Raw genomic sequence first — 22,068 nt, 5'->3', positions numbered from 1 at the left:
ATTAACACTACATTAATACTCAAAATCCGAGGCATATTCAAGCCAGAATACTAAAGCCCAATCCTGATCATTGGCAAAAGGGTCATAATAATGCGCTTTCCTACCATCCACCTTGTCAGGATAAACAAAGGCACAGCTTCCACGTCCATCTTCCGTAAACAGACAAAGATTGTTTCGGAAGATATTCATGGCACGTTCAGCATATTCTTGTTTTCCGGTAGTCTGAGCATACAATCGAAAAGCCACTCCTGTAAGTGTGCTCCAGTAATGAGGAAATGTATCTCCCCACACCTGATCTTTCCCGAACCAATATCCATCCCAATGACGGATAGCTATATCATTCAAGTGAAAGCCAGGTTGTTTTCCGCAAAATGACTCAAGCAATGGCAACTGGCTTTCAGCACCTTTGAGATATTTTTCTTCTCCCGTCAGTTGATAAACATTCAGCAAATGAATAATAGACGGAGCAACGATGCTTTGTTCGTAATTTACTTCAGATGTAGGATAATACGGGCCATTTTCATAAAACACATCAGCCATTGATTTAAAATCATCGAGCAAAGTATCTGCCTCAGCCGAAAAACCATTCTCTTTCAACAGTGTATAACCGTAAGTAGGAATTTGAATGCAATAAAATCCGTGTTTGAAATAACGAACCAGTGCACGCAACGTTCCATAACCATCTTTCAGATATTGTTTGTCGCCCGTCGTCTGAAACATAGCAAACCAGAAATCGGCTACCCACGGGTAGTTATAACCTCTATTCTTGTTTTTGAAGTCTACAGTGGAATTGGTCGTATAGTCCGGTTTCTGGAGACGGCGGACGAATTTCACATACTTGCTCAATGCCTGCATCAATTTCTCATCAGATGTACGTTGATATTGGCGGGCAAGAAGGATTCCCATCGCTACCCTTTCCCGTGCTTCATCACAATCGGAACGTGCGCGTCCGCTTTCTCCATTTATATATTGAGATTCGGTTTCGTTATCATAGACAATGAGCGCCCCGTCCCTGGGATCTCCTGTTCTGGTGAATTGCTGGTGATCGGCAATGAAATGGCAACGGCGATTCACCAAAGTGTCAAAATTGCTGATAGCAAGACACTCCACAGAAGTTTGTTTCCCATTATTATACATTAGAGTAAATACTTTCTCTCCGGGTGTGGTTATTGTGACGGAATGGTCTATCTGTTCTCCTTCGACATCTGCGACGACTTGTCCGTTCATCAACAACTTACCTTTCAAAGAAGGCTGGTTGCTTCGGAATGATACGGAGATTTGTTCTCCCGTTTCAGCAACATAACGGTCGGCTGCCGCAATCACTAAACCATTCCGGATAGCTTTAGACTGAAAATCATTCCAATCAGCAGCAGGAAACAGTAACCATTTTATGATACAACTCTCACCTGCATTCAATGTCTTATTTTGAGGATTCAATTGAATAACACCCCGAAAGTTGGATCCGCCAGTCTTGGAAGAACGTTCTCTCACCTCATATCCATCTATAGCACCTTCCTGTATAATGAGCCCCAGGCCGCCTTCGGCTCCGCTCATGCGTGTACAAAAGACATACGCATCATTTCCCCCTGTCCAAATATGTGCATTGCAACGTGCTTCAAAACATGTTCTTGCATCAGGGTAGTTATCGTTAAAAGGAGTATTGATTGCAATATCCTTCAACTCCACTTTTTCTGTACCCGTATTTGTGAAACGATAAGTTTCTTCCAGGTTCCCGTCTTTATTAAACGCTCTCGACACGTCAATCTTAATATTATCTGCTTGATAGGTAGCGTTCATTTGTCGGTCAGTCATAGTTATTTCAACGGGAGTATCCCATTCATATTCCTTATCATCCGTCATGAAATGTCCCAATCCCCATCCATAACGGGCATTCACCCACTCATATTGCGAACCGTCGGCAGAAAGTATCCAGTTTATTGCCGTATCATTGGTCAAATGAAGTTCATGCAGCGCTCCGGTTTGAGGGTCAGCCTTATAATAAATATTCCGTGAATGATCACAACTGCTCAAAAGCAGCAGGTGAATAAGTAATGTGTAGCAAAAAAGATGTTTCATTGCATTTCTCATTTCTATCAAGATATAAAGTTTAATATTCAGTCTGTTTGATTTATCTATCCACTTTGCAAAGGTAAGGAAACGTGTTTATTCCAATATAGAATATCATTCATTTTCATGTAAATGCATTCATTATTGCATTGTATATTGCTACAGTTTCAAGGATGGGACATGGTAAAGTACGAATAAATAATATAACCACTTGTTACTTCTTGAAATATGAAATATTTATTCAAGAAGTGACAAGTGGTAAGATATAATGCACTTTTATTTAAATCTCGAACTTTTAGCCGCTAGGAAATGATTATAAAGTTACTTTTTATCGAGGTCGGAACCTAAATAAAATCCTGTATGAGTAGGCTGATTATAACCAATATTCTGGTGTGCGGCACTAAGACGGTAAATATGGTCTTCCATTAGAGGACGGAAACGATATTCAGTCTCGAAGTTTGTGGTGAAAATACGCAGTTCGCTATAATCACTACTCGGGAATATCATTTCTTCGCGCCAATCGCCCCAAATATCTCCATAAAAACACGGATTGGCTTTAGTATGATTGTTGGAAGAAACATTAAAAGTTGACCCCATAAACAAACGTCCGTCTGTATAACTTATAATAAGAGGTTCTCCTTTGCCGTTTTCAGCATCTTTATTGAAATGGCCGTCCAACAACTGACGGTTGAGCGAACCACTCCACCAAATTCCCATATTATATGAATATGCCGGACTGTCAGGTTTATTACCAACAGTTGTCGGCGGTGTTTTCCCTAAATCGGCTCCGGTACTACAGGAATAAATCTTACCTCCAGTAGAACCCCAATATTCACATCCCGGATTATCCGGATCAATATCAGCTACCATACAACGCCCGACATCGCCACTTCCATTAATATAAGAAAGTATCTGTCCGGTAACCGCATCACGATATTCAATAGCTTTTCCTTGATGATTTTTTTCCTCTTCATGACACGCGACAACTTGCAACCCATTCCTGCTCGGATCGAATTTACCTAAATGTAGAGCGTCTCCATGTCCCAGTCCAGTAGTATACAAGCCGTTACCATCATGATCGATAGCACATGCACCATATATGATTTCATCTTTACCATCATTATCCACATCTCCAACAGATAGATTATGATTTCCTTGTCCCAGCCAAGTAGCCGCATAGCCACTCGCCGTATTGAACTTCCAGCGATTTCTCAATTTCCCGTCATCATTATAGTGCACAGCCCATATTTGAAAATTCTTATAATATCCACGACAAATAATAATGCTGGCTCTTCCGTCTTGTGAATCGAAGTGACCGACTCCCATCAAAAAACGCTCACTCCGGTTGCCAAAATCATCTCCCCAATAGGAATTCCAATCAGACTTTTCCCCGCGAGGAATATATTCCGTACGTGCTATTTCAGCGCCGGTTTCCCCATTTACCAAAGAAAGAAATTCCGGTCCCCCCAATACACGTCCGCTGGAAGAGTTACGATAATCAATTTTACCATCACCATTCACATCGTCAATCGTTGTTCCGTCACCAAATCTTGTTCCTTCCGATGTACGCAAAGCTACTTCAGCTTTTCCATCGCCATCAAAGTCATATACAAGAAACTGCGTGGTGTGCGCGCCTTGACTGATATTGATTCCCATATCGATTGTCCACATAGGAACTCCGTTGCTACTACCGTCCAATTTATAAGCTTCCAATATACAGCTCCCGGCTTGCAATCCCGTCCACGCATCCGGATCTCCCACATCTCTAGATGCATCGATAACTTGCCTTTTCACAACAATCTCATATTCGCCGTCGCCATCCAAGTCGCCGATAGCACCGTCGTTGGCATCATATCCTGCTCTGGGTTTCAACTTGATAGAGCGATAGAAGCCTGCTGCTTCACTGCTTGTAGTAATAGTATAACTACCTAACGAGCTATTGTCTGCACTATTTTTCACTTCATACTTATAGGTCCTCCCTACTTCAGCCGTCAAATCTTTATAGTTCGTGTTTTCCGTGATGGGAGTTGTATTTAGTTTTGTGCCGTCGCGATAAACGTCAAAGCCAATATTCTCAGGATCGGAAGACAACCAGCGCCAACTAACCAAAACTCCCTGGGGTGGTTTGGTGGCTACAGCAGTATGATAAACACCGCCATTGAAACTTGCCACTACGGCACGATTGTTTATAGTAGCGGCCGGTACAGCATTCGTATTAAATGTGCCATCCCAATTATCAGGTTCGTCGGTAGGTTCATCTATCGTTCCGTCTACGGGATTTAAATCTTCGGCAAAGATTTCGTAATCACTGCATGCCGTTACCGTTGTCAGTAGTAACGCACATACGCAAATCCACAATTTCTTCATATTATAATCTTTTTAATTCCGCCGACCCCTAGAATCGGCGGAAATTTATATTTAATTCCAACCCGGGTTCTGCGTCAGATTCGGGTTTTTCATAATCTCTGTACGCGGAATAGGGAACAGATACATCTTGTCATCCCACATACGAGTCACCGTCTCACGATTGTACGTATAGCCGTCACCATTATTGGTTATTTTCATCACATCAATGTTCTTGAAATACTTGTCTGCCTCTTTCCAGCGACGAACATCCCAGAAACGATGTCCTTCGAAAGCCAGTTCCACCATACGTTCATTTTGGTACTTCTTCCAGAAATTCTCCTTTGGCATGCCGATGGGGAACTCAGGCATACCGACACGAATACGGGTTCTCGAAGCCATATCACGGGCAGTGACTTGTTTTCCGGCATTATCTACAAACTCACTGCTCGTCTCATCAGCACCCCCGAGATATTTAAACAAAGCCTCAGCATAATTCAAGTAAAACTCACCCAAGCGGAAAGTAACCCAAGTATGATTGTCGGACTTATATGTACTATTATCACGCAGGTCAATCTCTTCATGACAAAGTTTCTTCAGGTAATAACCCGTAGGCGTGCCTCCAGTAATAGGCTGTCCGTTCAGTCCACCCTGAAAGGTCTGGAGAGGAGTTTCATTCCATTTCGGCCAAGTTGAGCCATTATGAGCAATGGTCAGTTCAAAACGCGGGTCACGTCCTTCATAAGGATTATTTGCTTCATATCCGCTTCCCTCTTCATCCCAACACAAACCGGTTTCCTTCATCTCGTACGCATCCACCAATGTCTGCGTAGGGCAATTGCCTCCTTTGCTACCTGTCAGTCCGGCAGGATAGTTATATGACTCTGTAGTACTGGTTGCTCTGTTGGCACGACGTCCGAAAATTATCTCCTTAATACCATCCGAATAATTCTTGACCGCCCACAGTGTTTCATATTTAGGAACTAGTGTCATTCCGGCAGCTTCGCAAGCATTCACCACTTCCATATTTGCCAGAGCAGCGCGGTGCCACAATTCTGAATCATTGGTCGGATTGAACAACGGGCTGGCAGCAAAAAGGGCTGCACGAGCCTTCAAAGCCAAAACCGTCAGTTTGTTCGCACGGCCACCTTCTACCGGCTGAATCGGTCTGTCCACTTTTGAATAATCTTCGATAATCAAATCTTTAATTTCATCACATTCGGAAATGATATAGTCGAATATTTCTTTTGCCGGACGACGGGTCAACGTGTTACTTTCTTCTGCATCTAACATGTGGTCGACAAAAGGAACATCCCCGTATTGACGCACCAGATTGAAATAGAAATAAGCCCGCAAGAAACGTACTTCGTAGGGATAGTTGTTGTAACGTCCCATCTGTTCTATATAATCGTCATTCAACTCAAGCTCAGGAAAAGTAAGTCCTGTAAACTTCTCCAAATAGTGATTGCAATTGGCAATGCCTTCGTAGCAAGTAGACCACATACTGCTCTTTGCATTTGTCGCACTCCAGGAACCGTCGTAAAAATCGACAATGTCATTGCTGGTATAAGCATATTCCGCTTCATCTGTGGCCGAAGCAAGCATGGCTCCATTATAATTGCCGAAGTCTGTATCGAGTTTCAGGTAAATGTCGGTAATCAAACCGCCCACGTTACCGAAATTGAGTTTTACGTAGTCTTCGTCATAATTGTTGTATTCATGGTATTCCATTTTGTCCGCACATGCCGACAGGACAGTCGCTGTCAGAATACCATATATCAATTTATTCAGTTTCATATATTCATATTGTTTTTGTGATTAAAAACCGATATTCAATCCAAACACAATGCTCTTGTTCAGCGGATTGGTCACTCCGTAAGATTCGGGGTCTACCACATCCATTCCGTCGAAGCAAAGCAAATCAAGTCCTCTGACGTATACTTTGGCATTGCTGATGAATCCACTCTTCCGCAACCAAGTTTTCGGCAGTTTGTAGTACACTTCCGCATTTCTCAATTTCAGGAACGAACGGTCTACTACCCATACGGTGCTAGTCTGATGATTATTTCCGTTGCTTTCGGAAGTCAGCCGCGGGAAACGGGCATTCCGATTCTCCGGTGTCCAGCGGTTTTCGTAGTAATAGGTAGACAAACTAGTTGTATTCAATGCAGGCCAAAACATAGCTTTCGTATTCAATATGGCAGAATAATTGGCTGTACCTTGAAACAATACGTCAAATCCCAATCCTTTCCATTCGGCTCCCAAATGAAATGAATAATAGATTTCAGGCGCAGTAGTGCTGTAGCCGATAGCTATCTTATCATCCGTATCAACCACACCATCGCTGTTGATATCCTGATATTTGATATCGCCGGGTTTTAAAGTACCGAATGATTGCGGCAGGCTCTTGTCGATTTCCCCCTGACTCTGGAAATATCCTACAGCCTGCATGCCGTAAATCTGTCCCACCCGGTTTCCGGTCTGTATCAAGTTGTCATAAAGTCTCGGTTCTTCCAGTTGTTCCTTAATCTCATTGCGGTGGAACTGGAAATTACCGCCTACATTAAGCGTCAGTTCTCCCAAACGCTTTGTATAATCCAATCCGGCTTCTACTCCCCAGCTATCTACAATACCGGCATTTTCGAACGGGGCATCCATACCCAGCACGTCCGTATACTTACCGTTGGAAGAAACCCATATATCTTTTCTACGCTGATAATAGCCTTCCAAAGTCATATTCAGTCCGCCAAACAACATAGCATCCAGACCGACATTATATTTATAAGCCTTTTCGTGCGTGGAATTAACCGTAGCCAGCCGATTAAGCAAGGTAGAACCGAAATCGGACTGATAACTGTTGTTGAAATTATAGACCGTACCGATAGTAGTATAAATCTGTGTCCAATAGTCATATACCGTATCATCCCCGTCTTTGGGCAAATAGTCGGCATTAATTACACCGAAAGAAGCACGCAGTTTCAAAAGGTTAATCCACGAAACATCTTTCAGGAAGTTCTCATTAGACAGCACCCATGCGGCAGATACTGTCGGAGAAAACGCCCACTTATGACCCGGAGCCAAAAGGCTGGATTCTGAACCCACCAATGCCAAATCCAAATAATAGCGTTTGTTAAATCCGTAATGAGTATACCACGATACATTCTGACGATAAATAGTCGTATTCAATCCATAACTGTCGCGGTATTCATAGTCCCACTTCACTTGTGTATACAAATCATGCTTTCCGAACGAACGTGTATAATCAATGCTTGCGGCAAAATTGAAACGACGCTTCCAGTCATTAATGCTGGCATCCTTACCCATTTCTGTCGGCTCTCCACCTGTAGTCATAACATAAGAAGGAGTGCCATTTTCATTCCAGGTAGGGGTATAACCTGCATAGGCATAAGCTTTGCTATGATCTTCCCAGATAGCAGAGTAACTATCGTAGGCGAGCATGGCATTCGCCCTTAAACCTTTAAGCAAACCGGACAAATCTTGGGTCAATGTCAAATCGGCAAAAAGATTACGTGTATGCCCCTTGGCGTACGCTGCGGCTTGTGATTGAGCCACCGGATTGGAAGTACCCAGCCATGACGTGTTATTACCTCCCCATGCCCCGTCTTCCGTTTTTACGGGGAAAGCAGAAGCCGGCAGACTGTAAATCATATTCCACAAATCGGCAGAGTTGCCGGGACGACTAGATTCCGTCAACGTGCCCAACAAATTCAACTTCAATTGTGTAGTACTGGTCAAGTCAATATCCAAGTTGGCACGCAGGTTACCACGTGAATATTTATTCTGTGTAGAATAGCCGTCGTTTTCATTCGGACTCTTTACAAAGCCTTTGTCAGTCAACAAGTCAACCATTGTATAATAACGGAATTTAGTACCACCGCCCCGAAGCTCCATGGTGTACTTATTAGATACTCCCGAATTGCGGAAAGTCTCTTCCAGCCAATTTACATTCGGATAGAGATAAGGATAAGCTCCCGTACGGAATGCCTTGATTTCTCCCGGAGTATATCGGGCAGAGCTGCCTTCATAACCACGCGCTTCATTAACAGCCTGTGCATACGTGGCAGCATCCACAAATTCCGGTTTACGTGACATAAAGTTCGCTACATGGTCGTATGTGAATTTTATTTCCCGGCTTTCATATTTTCCTCGTTTGGTAGTAATCAAGATAACGCCGTTTGTACCTTTATATCCATACAATGCTACGGCAGCGGCATCTTTCAGTACCGAAACAGATTCCACCTCTTCGGGACTTACCAGATTCATATCACGCTCTATCCCGTCCACCAAGATCAATGGCGAACTGCTGGAAAGGCTTTGTACGCCTCTTACATAAAATGTAGGTTCAGCTCCGGCATAATTACCCCCGTTTTGGAGAGTCACCAATCCCAATCCATACCCATAGAGGGAATGGGAAATATTCTTTGCCGCCCGTTTGTCAAACTCATCATTATAGACAGTAGAGACGGAAGCGGTCGATTCTGCCCGGGTAAATGTCCGGTTGGCTCCCACATCAACCGGTTGCGCGGCATAGCTCGTCACAACTGCGGTGTCTTGTTTTGTCTCCTGTGCTCCGGCAGAGATGCCCGAACATGCCAGGAATGCCATTATCAGTATTTTATATTTTTTCATAAATTGATGTTCAAATATCATGTTATTCATGTGTCTCACTCATTACCATCCGGGATTTTGAATCAATCCGTAACCTTTATTTATCTCAGTCTGCGGGAATGGAGAGAGATACCATTTAGCGTCAAATCCATGATCCCACCAGTGGCGAGTAGGGTTTTTCAGTTCAAATTTCTCATACTCGAAGTCTGTAGGCTGATCCATCTTACTATTCTGGTCAGGACCATACCACTGCTTTTCAATACGTCCATAAACCATTTTACCATCCTCGTTTTTCGTATATCCCATACGGTAAATGCGCAATCCATGCAGACGCTTCTCAAACAAATCTACACGTTTGTAACGAATAAGGTCGAAGAAGCGGCTGTCTTCCATACCCAACTCACAAACACGTTCTCTCAGAAGTTCTTCCAACAAGGCATCGTGGTCGGTTGTCAGATTTTTGTCCGGATTGCATACCGCCAGACCTTTCATTCCTACACGGGCACGCACCTGGTCAATCCATTCCAAGGCACCCACGTTGTCATTATTAGCTTGCAATAATGCTTCTGCATAAATTAGCATAATATCGGAATAGCGAAGATATACCCATTGAAGAGGTTGGCGTATGTATTCATCTCCCAGCCAATATTTCAAGTTGGCATAACCGGTAGCAAACAGTTCCGACTCATTTTTAGGATCCATACCTGCATGATATCCGCCTACCCATGCTTCGAAAGGCTGCTGTCCCATTTCTCCCGTAGTCCAGTCCAAAGTAGTGGGAGTGCCGTTGATGCGCGCTGTCTCATACAGACGGGGGTCACGCGTTAGTTCCGTTTTCTGATAATGCGTCTGGGGGTCAATCTCTCCTTTGGCAAACATGGTATTCAGTGCCTCTTTTCCCTCGGCTGCCAATGCGTCCCAGTTGAACGGAGTACCGTCTGCCCACGGGAACATTTCAATATATTCCTGTGTCGGATTGTAATTCAAACGTTTCACATCCGATTGCCATTTGTGCCATTGATAATTACCATTATTATGGTTGTCACTTTCTCTCACACGCACCGAATGAATAACTTCCCTGCTACCCTGCAAAATATATCCCATACGGTAAGCCTGACGATATTGGGATGGAGTATTGGCACTGGCTTGTCTCAATTGGTAGTAATTGCCGTTCTTTTCATTTTCTTCAAAGAAGGCCTTGCAAGCCTCCAGGCAATTGTTCCACAGTTCCGGACGTTTGCCGCCATACCACACCAAATGTTGTTGCTCTGCCTGAGAAGAACCGCCGGCATATCCCTGCACATCATTGAACAAAGGTGAAGCGGCAAATTGCCAGATTTTACACTTCAAAGCCATCGCACCGGCTTTCGTCCACCGTCCTACATAAGACTGGCTGTTGGCTGCCGTGCTGCCGTCGTAAGCCCAGGGAAGAATGTTCGCATTGATAGCATCATCCAACAAACAAATCATAAAGTTCACCGTTTCCTCCACTGTGGCACGCGGAATTTCAAAACCAGCTTCCGTACCGGTAAAAGTGCCGCGCAGGATGGGCAGACCACCGTAATGGCGGAACATATCGAAATAACGGGCGGCTATCAGACATTTGGTTTCAGCAATCATGCGTGACTTTTCCGTTGCGCTTAAATCAGGTACCCGGTCAATATTCTCCAATAAAATATAACCGGAGCGTACAGCTTCCCAAACCCATTCTTGAAGAAAACTGAATTTATCCTGACGATAACTATAAGAGGCCGTATGAGAAGCGGCATAATATTGAGATTGAAGCCCTGCACCTGCCCAATGCAAATGCCAACAGTCACTCAAAGCCTCAAATTTTCCCGTATATAAGTCGCATGAATTTTGGATTTGAGGATAATCTCTATTCATATACGGCAACCCATAATATTGACGGCTATAAATACCGGTCAGGAATTGCTGGGTATAAATAGCGCTTCCAAATACGGTATCGATAGTGGCCGATCCTCCGGGTGCTTTATCCAGAAAAGAATTTCCAAACTTTATTTCATCTACACATGACGTAGTTATCATAGAAACCACAACCAGTGCGCTAACAATCCATTTATATATATGTTTCATAATAATATACTTTATATACCTGATTTAGAATCCTACTTTTAAACTTAATGTATAGGTCTTTGATAATGGATATGCCGGCGCACTGCTAGCTCGTGCTTCAGGGTCACCCCATAGATACGGAGTCAGGGTCCACAGATTATATCCACTGAAAGCCAACTGCATCGTGTTCATTCCCAATTTCTTCATAAAAGGAAAATTGAAATTATATGCCACTTGCAATGTTTTCAGGCGCAAATATTTGGAGTCTTGTTCATACAGCGTGGCATCAGCGTAGTTATGTTCCCCATTGACAAAACTAGCTCGCGGATATTTAGCACTTTGCGACGGATTTTCCTCTGTCCATGTGTTATCCAAATGGTATGAAAGTAATCCTCCATATTCGTTTTCAGAAGCCGAACGGAACGGACGGCGGAATACATCGGAAACCATACGCGTTACATTCCATGCGCCTGTCCACTGAGTGCTAACCTCCCAATTCTTATATACAAATCCCAAATTGATACCAATCATATATTCCGGATCGTCTGTATAACCATAATCGTAGCTCATGTCATTGTTATCAATGATACGGTCACCGTTCAAATCCATAAATACAGCATCACCGTTCTTTATTGTTATCTTTTGGTCGGGATACGGACGATGAAAAGTTTGTTCATAAAGTTCAGGAGTCTCTTCGTCATAATAACGCCAGAATACGTACTGCTTGCGTGCTCCGATACGATGACCTTTCTGATACTGATAATCATACAGTTGAGGAGCCGGCATATTTTCGATAATCTCATTCTGATTATACGAAAGATTTACGCCCGCCCAGTAACGGAAGTTATTCCCGATTTTGTCGTTCCATTTCAGAGAGAGTTCCCATCCCCAGCTATCCACAACACCTAGATTTGCCCATGGCATAGCAAACCCTAGAATGCCGGGTGCTTGTCCGTTTTGCAACAAAATGTTGGTACGGTGTTCACGGTAATATTCTCCTGTTGCGCTCAGTTTGTCATCAAAGAAATTAATATCGATACCATAGTTCTGTTTGAATGATTTTTCCCATCCTACATTCGGATTATTCTTTGAAGCTTCGGACGACCCCAAGCTGATAGTCTTGTTTTCCACGCCGAAAATATAACCATAGTTTCCGGTTCCGCCACTGCCTGCCTCCGCATTCATATTTGTATTATAGGGATCGGGAACATACAAGAAACGGGAATCTTTGTCTTTCGTTTTATCATTACCTACCAAACCGAAGCTGGCGCGCAATTTCAAGAAACTGACCCAATGCTTCATGGCTTTGAACCATTTTTCCTCACTCATCACCCATCCGAAAGAGCCTGCCGGAAATACACCGAAACGAGATTCGGGGGCAAAGTTCTCAGAGCCGTTATAACCGATATTAAATTCGGCGAGATAACGGCTTTTCCAATCATAAGTGACGCGTCCTACCAAACCAACATATCCACGTGGAATATCCCGATAGATTGAACTGGAGCTTTTATAATAATAGAATTCTTTTGACTGGTTGTAAAGAAGCAACGCGCCCACGTTATGGTTATTGAATGAACGGGAATAGTTGAAACCTGCTTCCATATACCAGTCACGTGCCTTACCCGTATTATAACCATATTTCACGTCAGAGTTTTCACCACTCTTCTTATAACCAATCGTACCGTCATCCTTAAGAATCGGCGTATAGGAAGCAATGCCGCATTCACCGGTTTTATTTACAGTGAAAGAACTGTTATAGGCACCTTTCAGTTTAAAGTTCAATCCTTTGGTTATAAAATCCAGTTTCTGTTCCAACATCAAATCCATACTGAGTTTATTATTGCTGGCATGAATTGATTTACCGTTGCGGTATGTCATTGCATCATTGGTTCCTGTAAAAGGAAGACGTAAACCGTCCGCTTGTTCATCATCAGTGGTATACACCATTTTTCCGTCAATGATGCCCGGACTATGAAAGGGAGTTGTATAATAAATATTTCTCACGATGGAAGAAGTACCGCCACTGTTGTTCGGTTTATCCGAGTTGTCCACATTACCGCTGATGTTGAATGACAATTTGGTTGTCTTCGTCACATCTATATCCAAGTTGGTACGGTAGTTGAAACGACGATATTGATAGCTCAGATTGTAGGGCAGGTCATATTCCTTGAACAGACCGTCTTGTGTATAAGCACCGGCCGAAATAAAGTAACGTATACGGTCAGTTCCTCCGGAAATATTCAGGTTGTGTTGGGACTGAAGGGTAGCATCTTTCATCACATAGTCCACCCAGTTGACATCCGGAAAACGGATGGGATCGGAATGGTCTTTAAATTTTTGAATGACTTCTGTACTAAATTTAGGATCATTCCCATCATTGGCAAGCATCTGGTTGTAGAAGTTTGCATATTCATATGAGTTTGCCTGTTCTACCATCTTGGTCGGCATCAACACGGAAGCAGAAGTCGTGAAAGAAATTTTCGCTTTTCCTTCCTTACCGCGTTTAGTGGTAATCAACACTACACCATTGGCACCACGGATACCGAAAACAGCCGTAGCCGAAGCATCTTTCAATATACTAATGCTTTCTATTTCATTCGGATCGAGCTGTGCCATGTCCGACGCATCACGTGCCACACCGTCAATTTGAATCAACGGAGAGGAATCTGCCCAGGTGGCTTTACCACGTACAAAAATATCCGCTGCATCCGCACCCGGTTCACCGGAATACTGCACTGTGGTCAAACCGCTCATCTGCCCTCCCAATATATTGGAGATACTTCCTACCGGAGTACGCATCACATCTTCGGCTTTCACACTGGCAATAGCACCCGTCACACTGACCTTCTTTTGCACACCGTATGCCACAATCTCTACTTCTTCCAGTGCGGTAGCGTCTTCTGCCAACACAATTTTCATATTATCTTTGGCCACTACAGTCTGATCGGCATAGCCAATAAAAGAAATTTTCAGTTTTGTACCAGGCTTTACATTAAGTCTGAATTTACCGTCTATATCGGTGATTGTGCCGGTAGCAGAGCCTTCGGCAAGTACATTTGCACCGATAATCGGTTCTCCTTTATCATCGACTACGGTTCCCTTTATCACGCCCTGCTGCTGGACAATGTCTATGGCAGCATAAGCCTGACCTTGGCTACCGAATACCGGTAGCAAAGAGAAAGAGAAAAACAGAGCGACAGGTAAAGTTGTCTTTTTTATGTAGTTTTTCTTATTCATATTTTTCACATAAATGGTATAATAATAGCAATCAATATTGCCCTAATCAGGTATTATTAAAGTACCTTAAAAAGCAAGCATCATACGGAAAAATCCGTCATTATCTTTTGCATAGCGTTTTGCTGTGAGAGAACCACTTTCTGCAGGACCTGAAGCGTCAGCTCCACTCCCCATTGTGTTAACCCACATCCATTCATTATTACGCTCGGTGTTTGACCAATAAAAACTACCTTTTTCAGTAGCACCATCATTTATAACCAATATTGTTCCACTAGCCTTTTCAATGCTGGAATTTATAGTAACCACTACTTGTTTGAGAGCGATAAGATCTGAGTCTGAAGGGAAATACCAACCAGTTGTGGTTACAGGAGTTGCATTGTCTGCACGATAGTTTTGCAAAGCTATTAATCCATTGCCAGCACCTGCCTTATAATCATCACTCATAGTTGCGCCAACTTCCATGAGAACCGTGTTGTTGTAACCTTGGAATCCTGCAATAGGAGCAACATTTTTTCCTCTTTCCGTATCTACGTAACTATTCATGTATTTTTCATCACTCTTAAACCAAGTGCTGTAGTAGTGTTTATTACTTGTGTTGAACCGTCCTGTTTCAGCAGTACCTACCAGTGCATTCTTTAAAGCTAATACCAGCCCATGTTTACATTCGGGATAATCACGACGTAATGGATCTTTTGCCTCTACATATTTATCTGGATGCGTTACTGATGGTTGCGGATTACCGACATAGAATACTACACCAACCGCGTTTTCGGGCACGTCGGCATCTTTGCTTACGATAGAACCATCTTCACACAAATAATCACCAACTGAAAGCAAATGTTTTATCGGTTCCGGATTCTTGACTTTATACAGTTTAGCCTGTCCGCTTGTTAACGTAGCTGTATGGTCATAAGTCTTTTCTTCCTTGCTTGTGATATAAGATCCTGCAATAGTAAATTCTTTATTCGGATTTATAAGAAAGCGATAATAAGTCTTATCTCCAATTTCTTGCTCATATGGATTCGCCGTCTGATTATTTAGTTTGAATGTTCCTGCTTGAGTAGGCAGAGCATAATCGTCAATAGTTACATCTGTATTCGTGAAATTATATATGACTTCCGGCATTTGAAGAACAGCAAGTGCCATTCGATGTTGCATGATGAAAGAAACTTCTCCTTTCAGACGTTGTCCAGAGGCCTTTCCCACACTTGTCATTAGGTCATATTTCGTATAATTGGTTTCATCTTGATCGGCTTCTATTTTCCAATTCGCCACATATTTTTCAAAAGGATCACCGTCTGTTAACGTTTTAGATGCTTCAAAGTCCGTATCTGAATTGAATGTTTCACTGTATGGGTAGTAGGCATAAAATTTCATTGCATTAAATTCACTTTCTTTATATTCTATATAGGCATTCATTACCCATGCGCCATCCTGCATAGTACATTTCACATTATTTATATTGCTTACAATTTCTCCGTTGCGTACAGCAAAAATACCTATAGCATCTCCATTCGTAAATATAGTAGCATAATCATTCTCAGTAGCACGCGTAGCGTTGTCAGTCTTAAATCCGGTGTCACTTACGGAAACTTGGAAACCCTGCATAGGATTTCCTTCATTGCCAATGTTCTCATCTTGGTTGCAAGATGTCAGTACTGCCAAACCTACAAGTAGCAGCATGGATATATAATTATAATATTTCATAAATCAGATATTATTTATTCATTAAAATATTCTTTGTTTTGTCACTCTAAAAATAGGTAACGTTGACTATTGATGGAGTAATCAGTCAATCTCTTCTTCCTCCAGTTCCCAACTAGGATTCGTTACTGAAGAGTCTGTTCCTGCAAGTCCTGCATCCGGTGAATATTTGCCTTCGTCTCCCGTGATCCAGCCAACAATTTCAGTCGCTTGAGTGATTTTCAATACATATTCATTGTCTTCATACTTATTTACTTCAATCGTATAGTTATATGAATGACCGGGTTTCAGTTCTGTCAGATTAGTAAAGGTAGCCTCATAATAGTTTCCGCTCATTCCCGCCTGTATCCAGACTTTCTCGCTGACAACCTGCGGTAATAAGATAGCTTCTACCGTGTAGTTATTAGCTGCGCCAACTTTACGATCACCATCCCAAATGATATCTTCCGGTTTCACTGTTTCAGCACTGCTAACGGCTGCCACACCTGTAACGGGATTAAATGTACCTTCCTGCTTCAAACCGATGAGATAACAGGTTATATCAGACAAGTTTACACCTTCACCAGGAGTAAAGGTAAGTTTGATGCGGCTCATCACGTGGTGAAAAGACAACTGCACATTGGGCTGTTGGCTCGTCGCAATTCCTGTGGCATAAAGGAAGTCAATTTGCTTACGGGTTTCCGTATTAGTTTGCACCTCGGTACCGGTATTGACTTCTAGTGCTATTGGCTCCGTTCCGGATGTTCCTGTGAAAGGATAATAAGCCGATACATCATACGTCTGGGTTCCGAGTACCCAGATATCTTCTGTCTTTCCGTTTACAGCAGTGAACAGTCCTGTATTGTCCGGGGAATATTGATACTCAACGTTCACTTGGTCTTTACCGCAAGTGATACCTACACGATCACCCGCTTCCCAACTCGTTTCTGTAGCTCTGGTAACAAGATCACTTGCCTCATGATCATTGATTACTGCGCTAAAAGAAACCTTAGCGCCTGCATCTCCCGAGAATTTGATATCAGATTCCTTGACATCGTTGCTGCACCCCGCTAAAAGTAGCAAAGCAAGAGCAGCTGTTACATAGTTTTTCTTCATACCATGTTTATTAAAGTTAAACAAATATATTTTCATTCATACATAAATTCTCTATTAATAGTAAGGAATACTCCCCTAAATTCTTTCTGACGAGTATGTGTGAGAGGTAGTGCTTTCCATAAGTTTATCATACTTTAAACTGTTAAGTTAAACAAAAGTTAGATTCTCTTTTTTGTTAAGTGCCTTTTCACATTATAGCTGTGAAAAAGTGTTGCAAACATAGCGAGTAAATCAAAATATAGCAATGCAGAATCGTACATATGCATGGAAAATACCGTCTTTTGCACGATATTCCATGCTACAAGCCGGATTTTTAATCTGCGGCTAACGGTTATGAGACTTTATGTTTCTATTTTATTGTATGGGAAATAGTAATTTATAAACCTAAAAATGATATGGCGAATTTTTCAATTGTAATTGTTCCAACTAAAAAACTATCAAATGGTAGACATCGAATAAGGATAGCAGTAGCACATCATTCGCAAACTAGATACATATCTACTCAGTTTACTTTGGATTCTACCAGTCAGATAAAAAATGGTAGAGTTATCAGGCATGAGAACGCTGCGAATATGAATGCTTGTTTACGAAAACTAATAAACGAGTACGAAGAAATAGTTACATCAATCAGTTATTTACCTGCAATATCATGCACTGAACTGATACGTATCATTAACTATGAACAGAAGAAAAAAGGAATAACTTTTCAATCTGTCGCAAGAGAATACATGAATTTCATGAAAGGAGAAGAACGGGAAAAATCTTATAAACTTTATATGATAGCTTCCGATAGGTTTATTAAATATATGAAAGGAGATTTTCCCTTGATTCAGTTAACCCCTCTGCATATACAAGAATTTGCAAAAGTTCTTCGTGAAGAGAATTTGTCAGATACAACTATCAGAATATATCTAACTTTGATAAAGGTGATATTGAATTATGCAGGAAAGATGAATTATGTAACCTATTCTATTCATCCTTTTATTCTCTTTAAAATGCCGGCAAGTAATGTACGGGAGCTTGATTTGTCAATAGATGAATTAAAGAGAATACGGAATGTTCATCTTTTAAAGTCTTCTTTATCTATAGCAAGAGATATTTTTATGCTTACTTATTATCTAGGTGGTATTAACCTGAGAGACTTATTGACATACAATTTTAAAGATAAAGATTATATGCGCTATATACGTCATAAAACACGTAATAGTAAAAAAGGAGAGAATGAAATCGTATTTACTCTGCAACCTGAAGCAAAAGTAATTATAGATAAATATTTGACAAAAGAAGGCTATCTGAAATTCGGGAAGTATTCATCTTATAAACAGATATACAGTTTGATTTTCCGCCATATCGGCAAAGTCTCAATACTCTCGGGAATAAAGAAAAAAGTCACTTATTATTCTGCTCGAAAAACCTTTGCACAACACGGATACAATTTAGGAATCCAGATTGAAAAAATTGAGTATTGCATAGGGCATAGTATGAAAAACAATCGTCCTATATTCAACTATATTAAAATCATGCAGGAACATGCTGATAAAGTATTCAGGGAGATATTAAACCAGTTATTGTAAAAGGTTGCTCTGTTTGTCTCACCTTGGGGCATTTCTTTTATTGCTATATTCTTTTTACTGTTGAAACGATTTCAATGGTTACCTCATCGTTGCCTAAAGATAACTTTCTCAATTTTATAACTGCTTTATATACAATGCTTTCATTTCAAATTATGAATCTAACTTTTGTTTAACTTAACAATTAAAGTATGAAAAGCAACAAAAAAGGTAATCACCTGTACGCCTGTAAGGATACTATCCGACGGCTATTTTTCCTCACTTTGCTCTCCTTTTTAATAATTGGAGCCTATGCCCAAAATAAAACGGTCACAGGTACAGTCATTGATTTTACAGGAGAGCCTGTTATCGGTGCCAGTGTATTGGTCAATGGCACTACCAATGGTACTATAACAGATTTGAATGGTAAATTTACCCTCTCTAATGTACCGGCTAAAGGTACGATAACAGTTACTTATATAGGATATAAGAAACAAGAAATTTCTGTCGTAGGAAATACTAATTTCAAGATTACACTTCAAGAAGATTCGGAAACGTTGGATGAAGTAGTAGTTGTGGGATATGGCGTTCAGAAAAAAAGCGACGTGACCGGTGCTATGGCGCGGGTTGGAGAAAAAGAGCTGAAAGCAATGCCTGTAAAGAATGCCTTGGAAGGAATGCAAGGAAAAACAGCAGGTGTGGACATCACCTCCAGCCAACGACCCGGTGAAGTAGGAAATATCAATATTCGCGGGCAACGCTCTATCAATGCCGAACAAGGGCCGTTGTATGTTGTTGACGGCATGGTTATTCAAAATGGCGGTATTGAAAATATCAACCCTTCCGATATTGAAGCTATTGATATTCTGAAAGATGCTTCGGCTACGGCTATTTATGGTTCGCGTGGTGCCAACGGTGTCATCCTTGTCACTACTAAAAAAGGGAAACAAGGGAAAGTTACTTTAAACTATTCCGGTACTGTCACCTTTGAAACATTGCATGACGTAACAGAAATGATGTCTGCATCCGAATGGCTGGACTATGCCCGTATAGCTAAATACAATGCAGGCTCCTATGCATCCGCTACTCCGACGTACGAAGCGGATAAAGCAGCCTTCGGCAGTGTAACTGCTTCTTGGAAAAATATCGAACAGGCATGGTCAAACGGTAATTACGACCCTTCCAAAGTCGGTTCTTACGATTGGGCTTCCCACGGCAAACAAACCGGAATTACCCATGAACATACATTAAGCGCATCCGGCGGTTCGGATAAGTTCCAAGGGTATGCTTCATTCGGCTATATGGATCAGAAAGGTACACAACCCGGCCAGGCTTATGAACGTTATACCTTAAAGACTTCATTTGACTCAAACCCGGTGGAGTGGTTCAAAATGGGAACTTCCATTAACGCTTCCTACTCTACCCAAGACTACGGTTATAGTTTCTCTAAATCCGTAACCGGTTCCGGTGATTTCTACAGCGCATTGAGAAGCATGATTCCATGGACAGTGCCTTATGATGAAAACAATGAATACATCCGCTATCCGAGTGGCGATGTCAATATCATCAATCCTATTCGTGAACTGGATTATAATACCAATCAGCGTCGTACCTTCCGTGCATCAGCCAGCATGTATTCACAAATTGACTTTGGCAAAATGTGGAAGCCGTTGGAAGGCTTGTCCTACCGTATCCAGTTCGGCCCTGAATTTCAATTCTATACATTGGGAGTTGCCAATGCAGCCGACGGTATCAATGGCGACGGTAATAACGGCGCACAATATAAAAACGAACAGAAACGTGCATGGACATTAGATAACCTTATCTATTACAACAAGACATTAGGGCAACATAATCTGGGATTGACATTGATGCAATCAGCATCGGCTTACCATTACGAAATGGGAGATATGAGAGCTACCAATGTTGCGTCGGCAGATGAATTGTGGTATAATATGAGTTCTGCCGGTACACTGAATTCTTTTGGTACAGGTCTGACAGAGACTCAAATGGCATCTTATATGATTCGCCTGAACTATGGATATAAAGACAAATACTTATTAACTGCATCTATGCGTTGGGACGGTGCTTCGCAATTGGCCGAAGGACACAAATGGGCGAGCTTCCCTTCTGCAGCCATTGCATGGAGAATGGATCAGGAAGATTTCCTGAAAGATGTCAGTTGGCTTAATCAGTTGAAACTCCGTGTTGGTGTTGGTGTCACAGGTAATGCGGCTATCAAAGCCTACGCTACCAAAGGAGCAATCACCGGCTTATATTACAACTGGGGACAAAATGATTCTTCATTAGGCTATGTACCTTCGGATCCATCACAAAAAGAACCGGCAAAAATGGCAAACCCGACTTTAGGCTGGGAAAGAACGACCCAATACAATGTCGGTGTTGATTACGGTTTCTTTAACAACCGACTCAGCGGTAGCATTGACGCGTACAAGACCAAGACGAACGATTTGCTGTTGGAAATGACAATTCCTTCATTGACCGGTTATGTTTCTACTTATTCGAATGTAGGCAAGACATCCGGTTGGGGCATTGACCTGCAAATAAACGCAATCCCGGTACAACTGAAAGATTTCTCATGGAGTACAACCCTGACATGGTCTATGGATAGAAACCGGATTGACGAACTATCCAACGGCAGAACGGAAGATGTAAACAACAAATGGTTTGTAGGAGAAGAAATAGGTGTTTACTATGACTGGGTATATGACGGCATATGGAAAACGGAAGAAGCTGAAGAAGCTGCCAAATACGGACGTAAACCGGGACAAATCAAAGTGAAAGATTTGAATAATGACGATAAGATAGATGCTAATGATGATAAAAAGATTGTAGGTCATGTACGCCCTCGCTGGACAGGCGGTTGGAGCAACACTTTCAATTACAAGAACTTTGAACTATCTTTCTTCATTCTGTCACGCTGGGGATTCACCGTACCACAAGGTGCTGTCACACTTGACGGCCGCTATATGCAACGCAAGGTTGACTACTGGGTAGCGGGAACAAATGAAAATGCAAGATACTACTCACCGGGATCCAACGGTGAAGGAGCAGATACTTACAACAGTGCCATGAATTACCAGGACGGTTCGTATATAAAAGTGCGTAACATTTCACTAGGTTACAACTTTACTCCGAAACAATTGGGCAAACTGGGTATCAATAACCTGAAATTATATGTTCAGGCAATGAATCCATTCAATATCTATAAGGCGTGTGATTTTCTGGATACCGATTTAGTGAACTATGACAACAATACCAAAACGTTCGGTTCACCCACTACTTTAAAGAGTTTTGTCATTGGTGTCAATATCGGATTCTAATAAACAATTAAAAGTAAGAACAT

10 protein-coding genes are annotated in these 22,068 nt (G+C 41.9%); 2 read left to right on the top strand and 8 right to left on the bottom strand.

What is annotated here, in order from left to right:
• Window positions 1–12: 12 nt before the first annotated feature.
• The 8 genes from BQ7997_RS19320 to BQ7997_RS19285 all read right to left on the bottom strand — a co-directional run bounded on the left by BQ7997_RS19320 (window position 13) and on the right by BQ7997_RS19285 (window position 17,151).
• Entirely contained in the window at window positions 13–2,088 is a 2,076-nt protein-coding gene (locus BQ7997_RS19320) for a MarR family transcriptional regulator (RefSeq protein WP_073347697.1), read from the bottom strand.
• A gap of 300 nt (window positions 2,089–2,388) precedes the next feature.
• A complete protein-coding gene (locus tag BQ7997_RS19315) occupies window positions 2,389–4,434 on the bottom strand; it encodes a rhamnogalacturonan lyase family protein (protein ID WP_073347696.1) in 2,046 nt (681 codons plus the stop codon).
• A gap of 51 nt (window positions 4,435–4,485) precedes the next feature.
• On the bottom strand, window positions 4,486–6,207 hold the full coding sequence (locus BQ7997_RS19310) for a RagB/SusD family nutrient uptake outer membrane protein (RefSeq protein ID WP_073347695.1): 1,722 nt from the start codon (window positions 6,205–6,207) through the stop codon (window positions 4,486–4,488).
• A gap of 21 nt (window positions 6,208–6,228) precedes the next feature.
• A complete protein-coding gene (locus tag BQ7997_RS19305) occupies window positions 6,229–9,060 on the bottom strand; it encodes a SusC/RagA family TonB-linked outer membrane protein (protein WP_073348464.1) in 2,832 nt (943 codons plus the stop codon).
• 42 nt (window positions 9,061–9,102) lie between these two features.
• Window positions 9,103–11,136, bottom strand: a complete 2,034-nt coding sequence (locus BQ7997_RS19300; RefSeq protein ID WP_073347694.1) for a RagB/SusD family nutrient uptake outer membrane protein — start codon at window positions 11,134–11,136, stop codon at window positions 9,103–9,105.
• A 24-nt stretch (window positions 11,137–11,160) separates the two neighbouring features.
• The gene (locus tag BQ7997_RS19295) at window positions 11,161–14,352 is read right to left on the bottom strand and encodes a SusC/RagA family TonB-linked outer membrane protein (RefSeq protein WP_073347693.1); all 3,192 of its coding nucleotides are present in this window, start codon (window positions 14,350–14,352) and stop codon (window positions 11,161–11,163) included.
• Window positions 14,353–14,418: 66 nt separating this feature from the next.
• Window positions 14,419–16,059: a fimbrillin family protein gene (locus tag BQ7997_RS19290; RefSeq protein ID WP_073347692.1), complete on the bottom strand. Its 1,641-nt coding sequence runs from the start codon at window positions 16,057–16,059 to the stop codon at window positions 14,419–14,421.
• Window positions 16,060–16,140: 81 nt separating this feature from the next.
• On the bottom strand, window positions 16,141–17,151 hold the full coding sequence (locus tag BQ7997_RS19285) for a fimbrillin family protein (protein ID WP_159436782.1): 1,011 nt from the start codon (window positions 17,149–17,151) through the stop codon (window positions 16,141–16,143).
• A 395-nt stretch (window positions 17,152–17,546) separates the two neighbouring features.
• Here BQ7997_RS19285 and BQ7997_RS19280 point away from each other — a divergent pair, with 395 nt between their 5' ends.
• Window positions 17,547–18,725, top strand: coding sequence for a tyrosine-type recombinase/integrase (locus tag BQ7997_RS19280; protein ID WP_073347691.1), 1,179 nt, complete (start codon window positions 17,547–17,549; stop codon window positions 18,723–18,725).
• A 188-nt stretch (window positions 18,726–18,913) separates the two neighbouring features.
• Entirely contained in the window at window positions 18,914–22,045 is a 3,132-nt protein-coding gene (locus BQ7997_RS19275; RefSeq protein WP_073347690.1) for a SusC/RagA family TonB-linked outer membrane protein, read from the top strand.
• The last annotated feature ends 23 nt before the right edge of the window (window positions 22,046–22,068 follow it).

The sequence above is a fragment of the Bacteroides congonensis genome, from assembly GCF_900130125.1.
Classification (GTDB): Bacteria; Bacteroidota; Bacteroidia; order Bacteroidales; family Bacteroidaceae; genus Bacteroides; species Bacteroides congonensis.
This window is presented reverse-complemented; position numbering and strand designations above follow the sequence as displayed.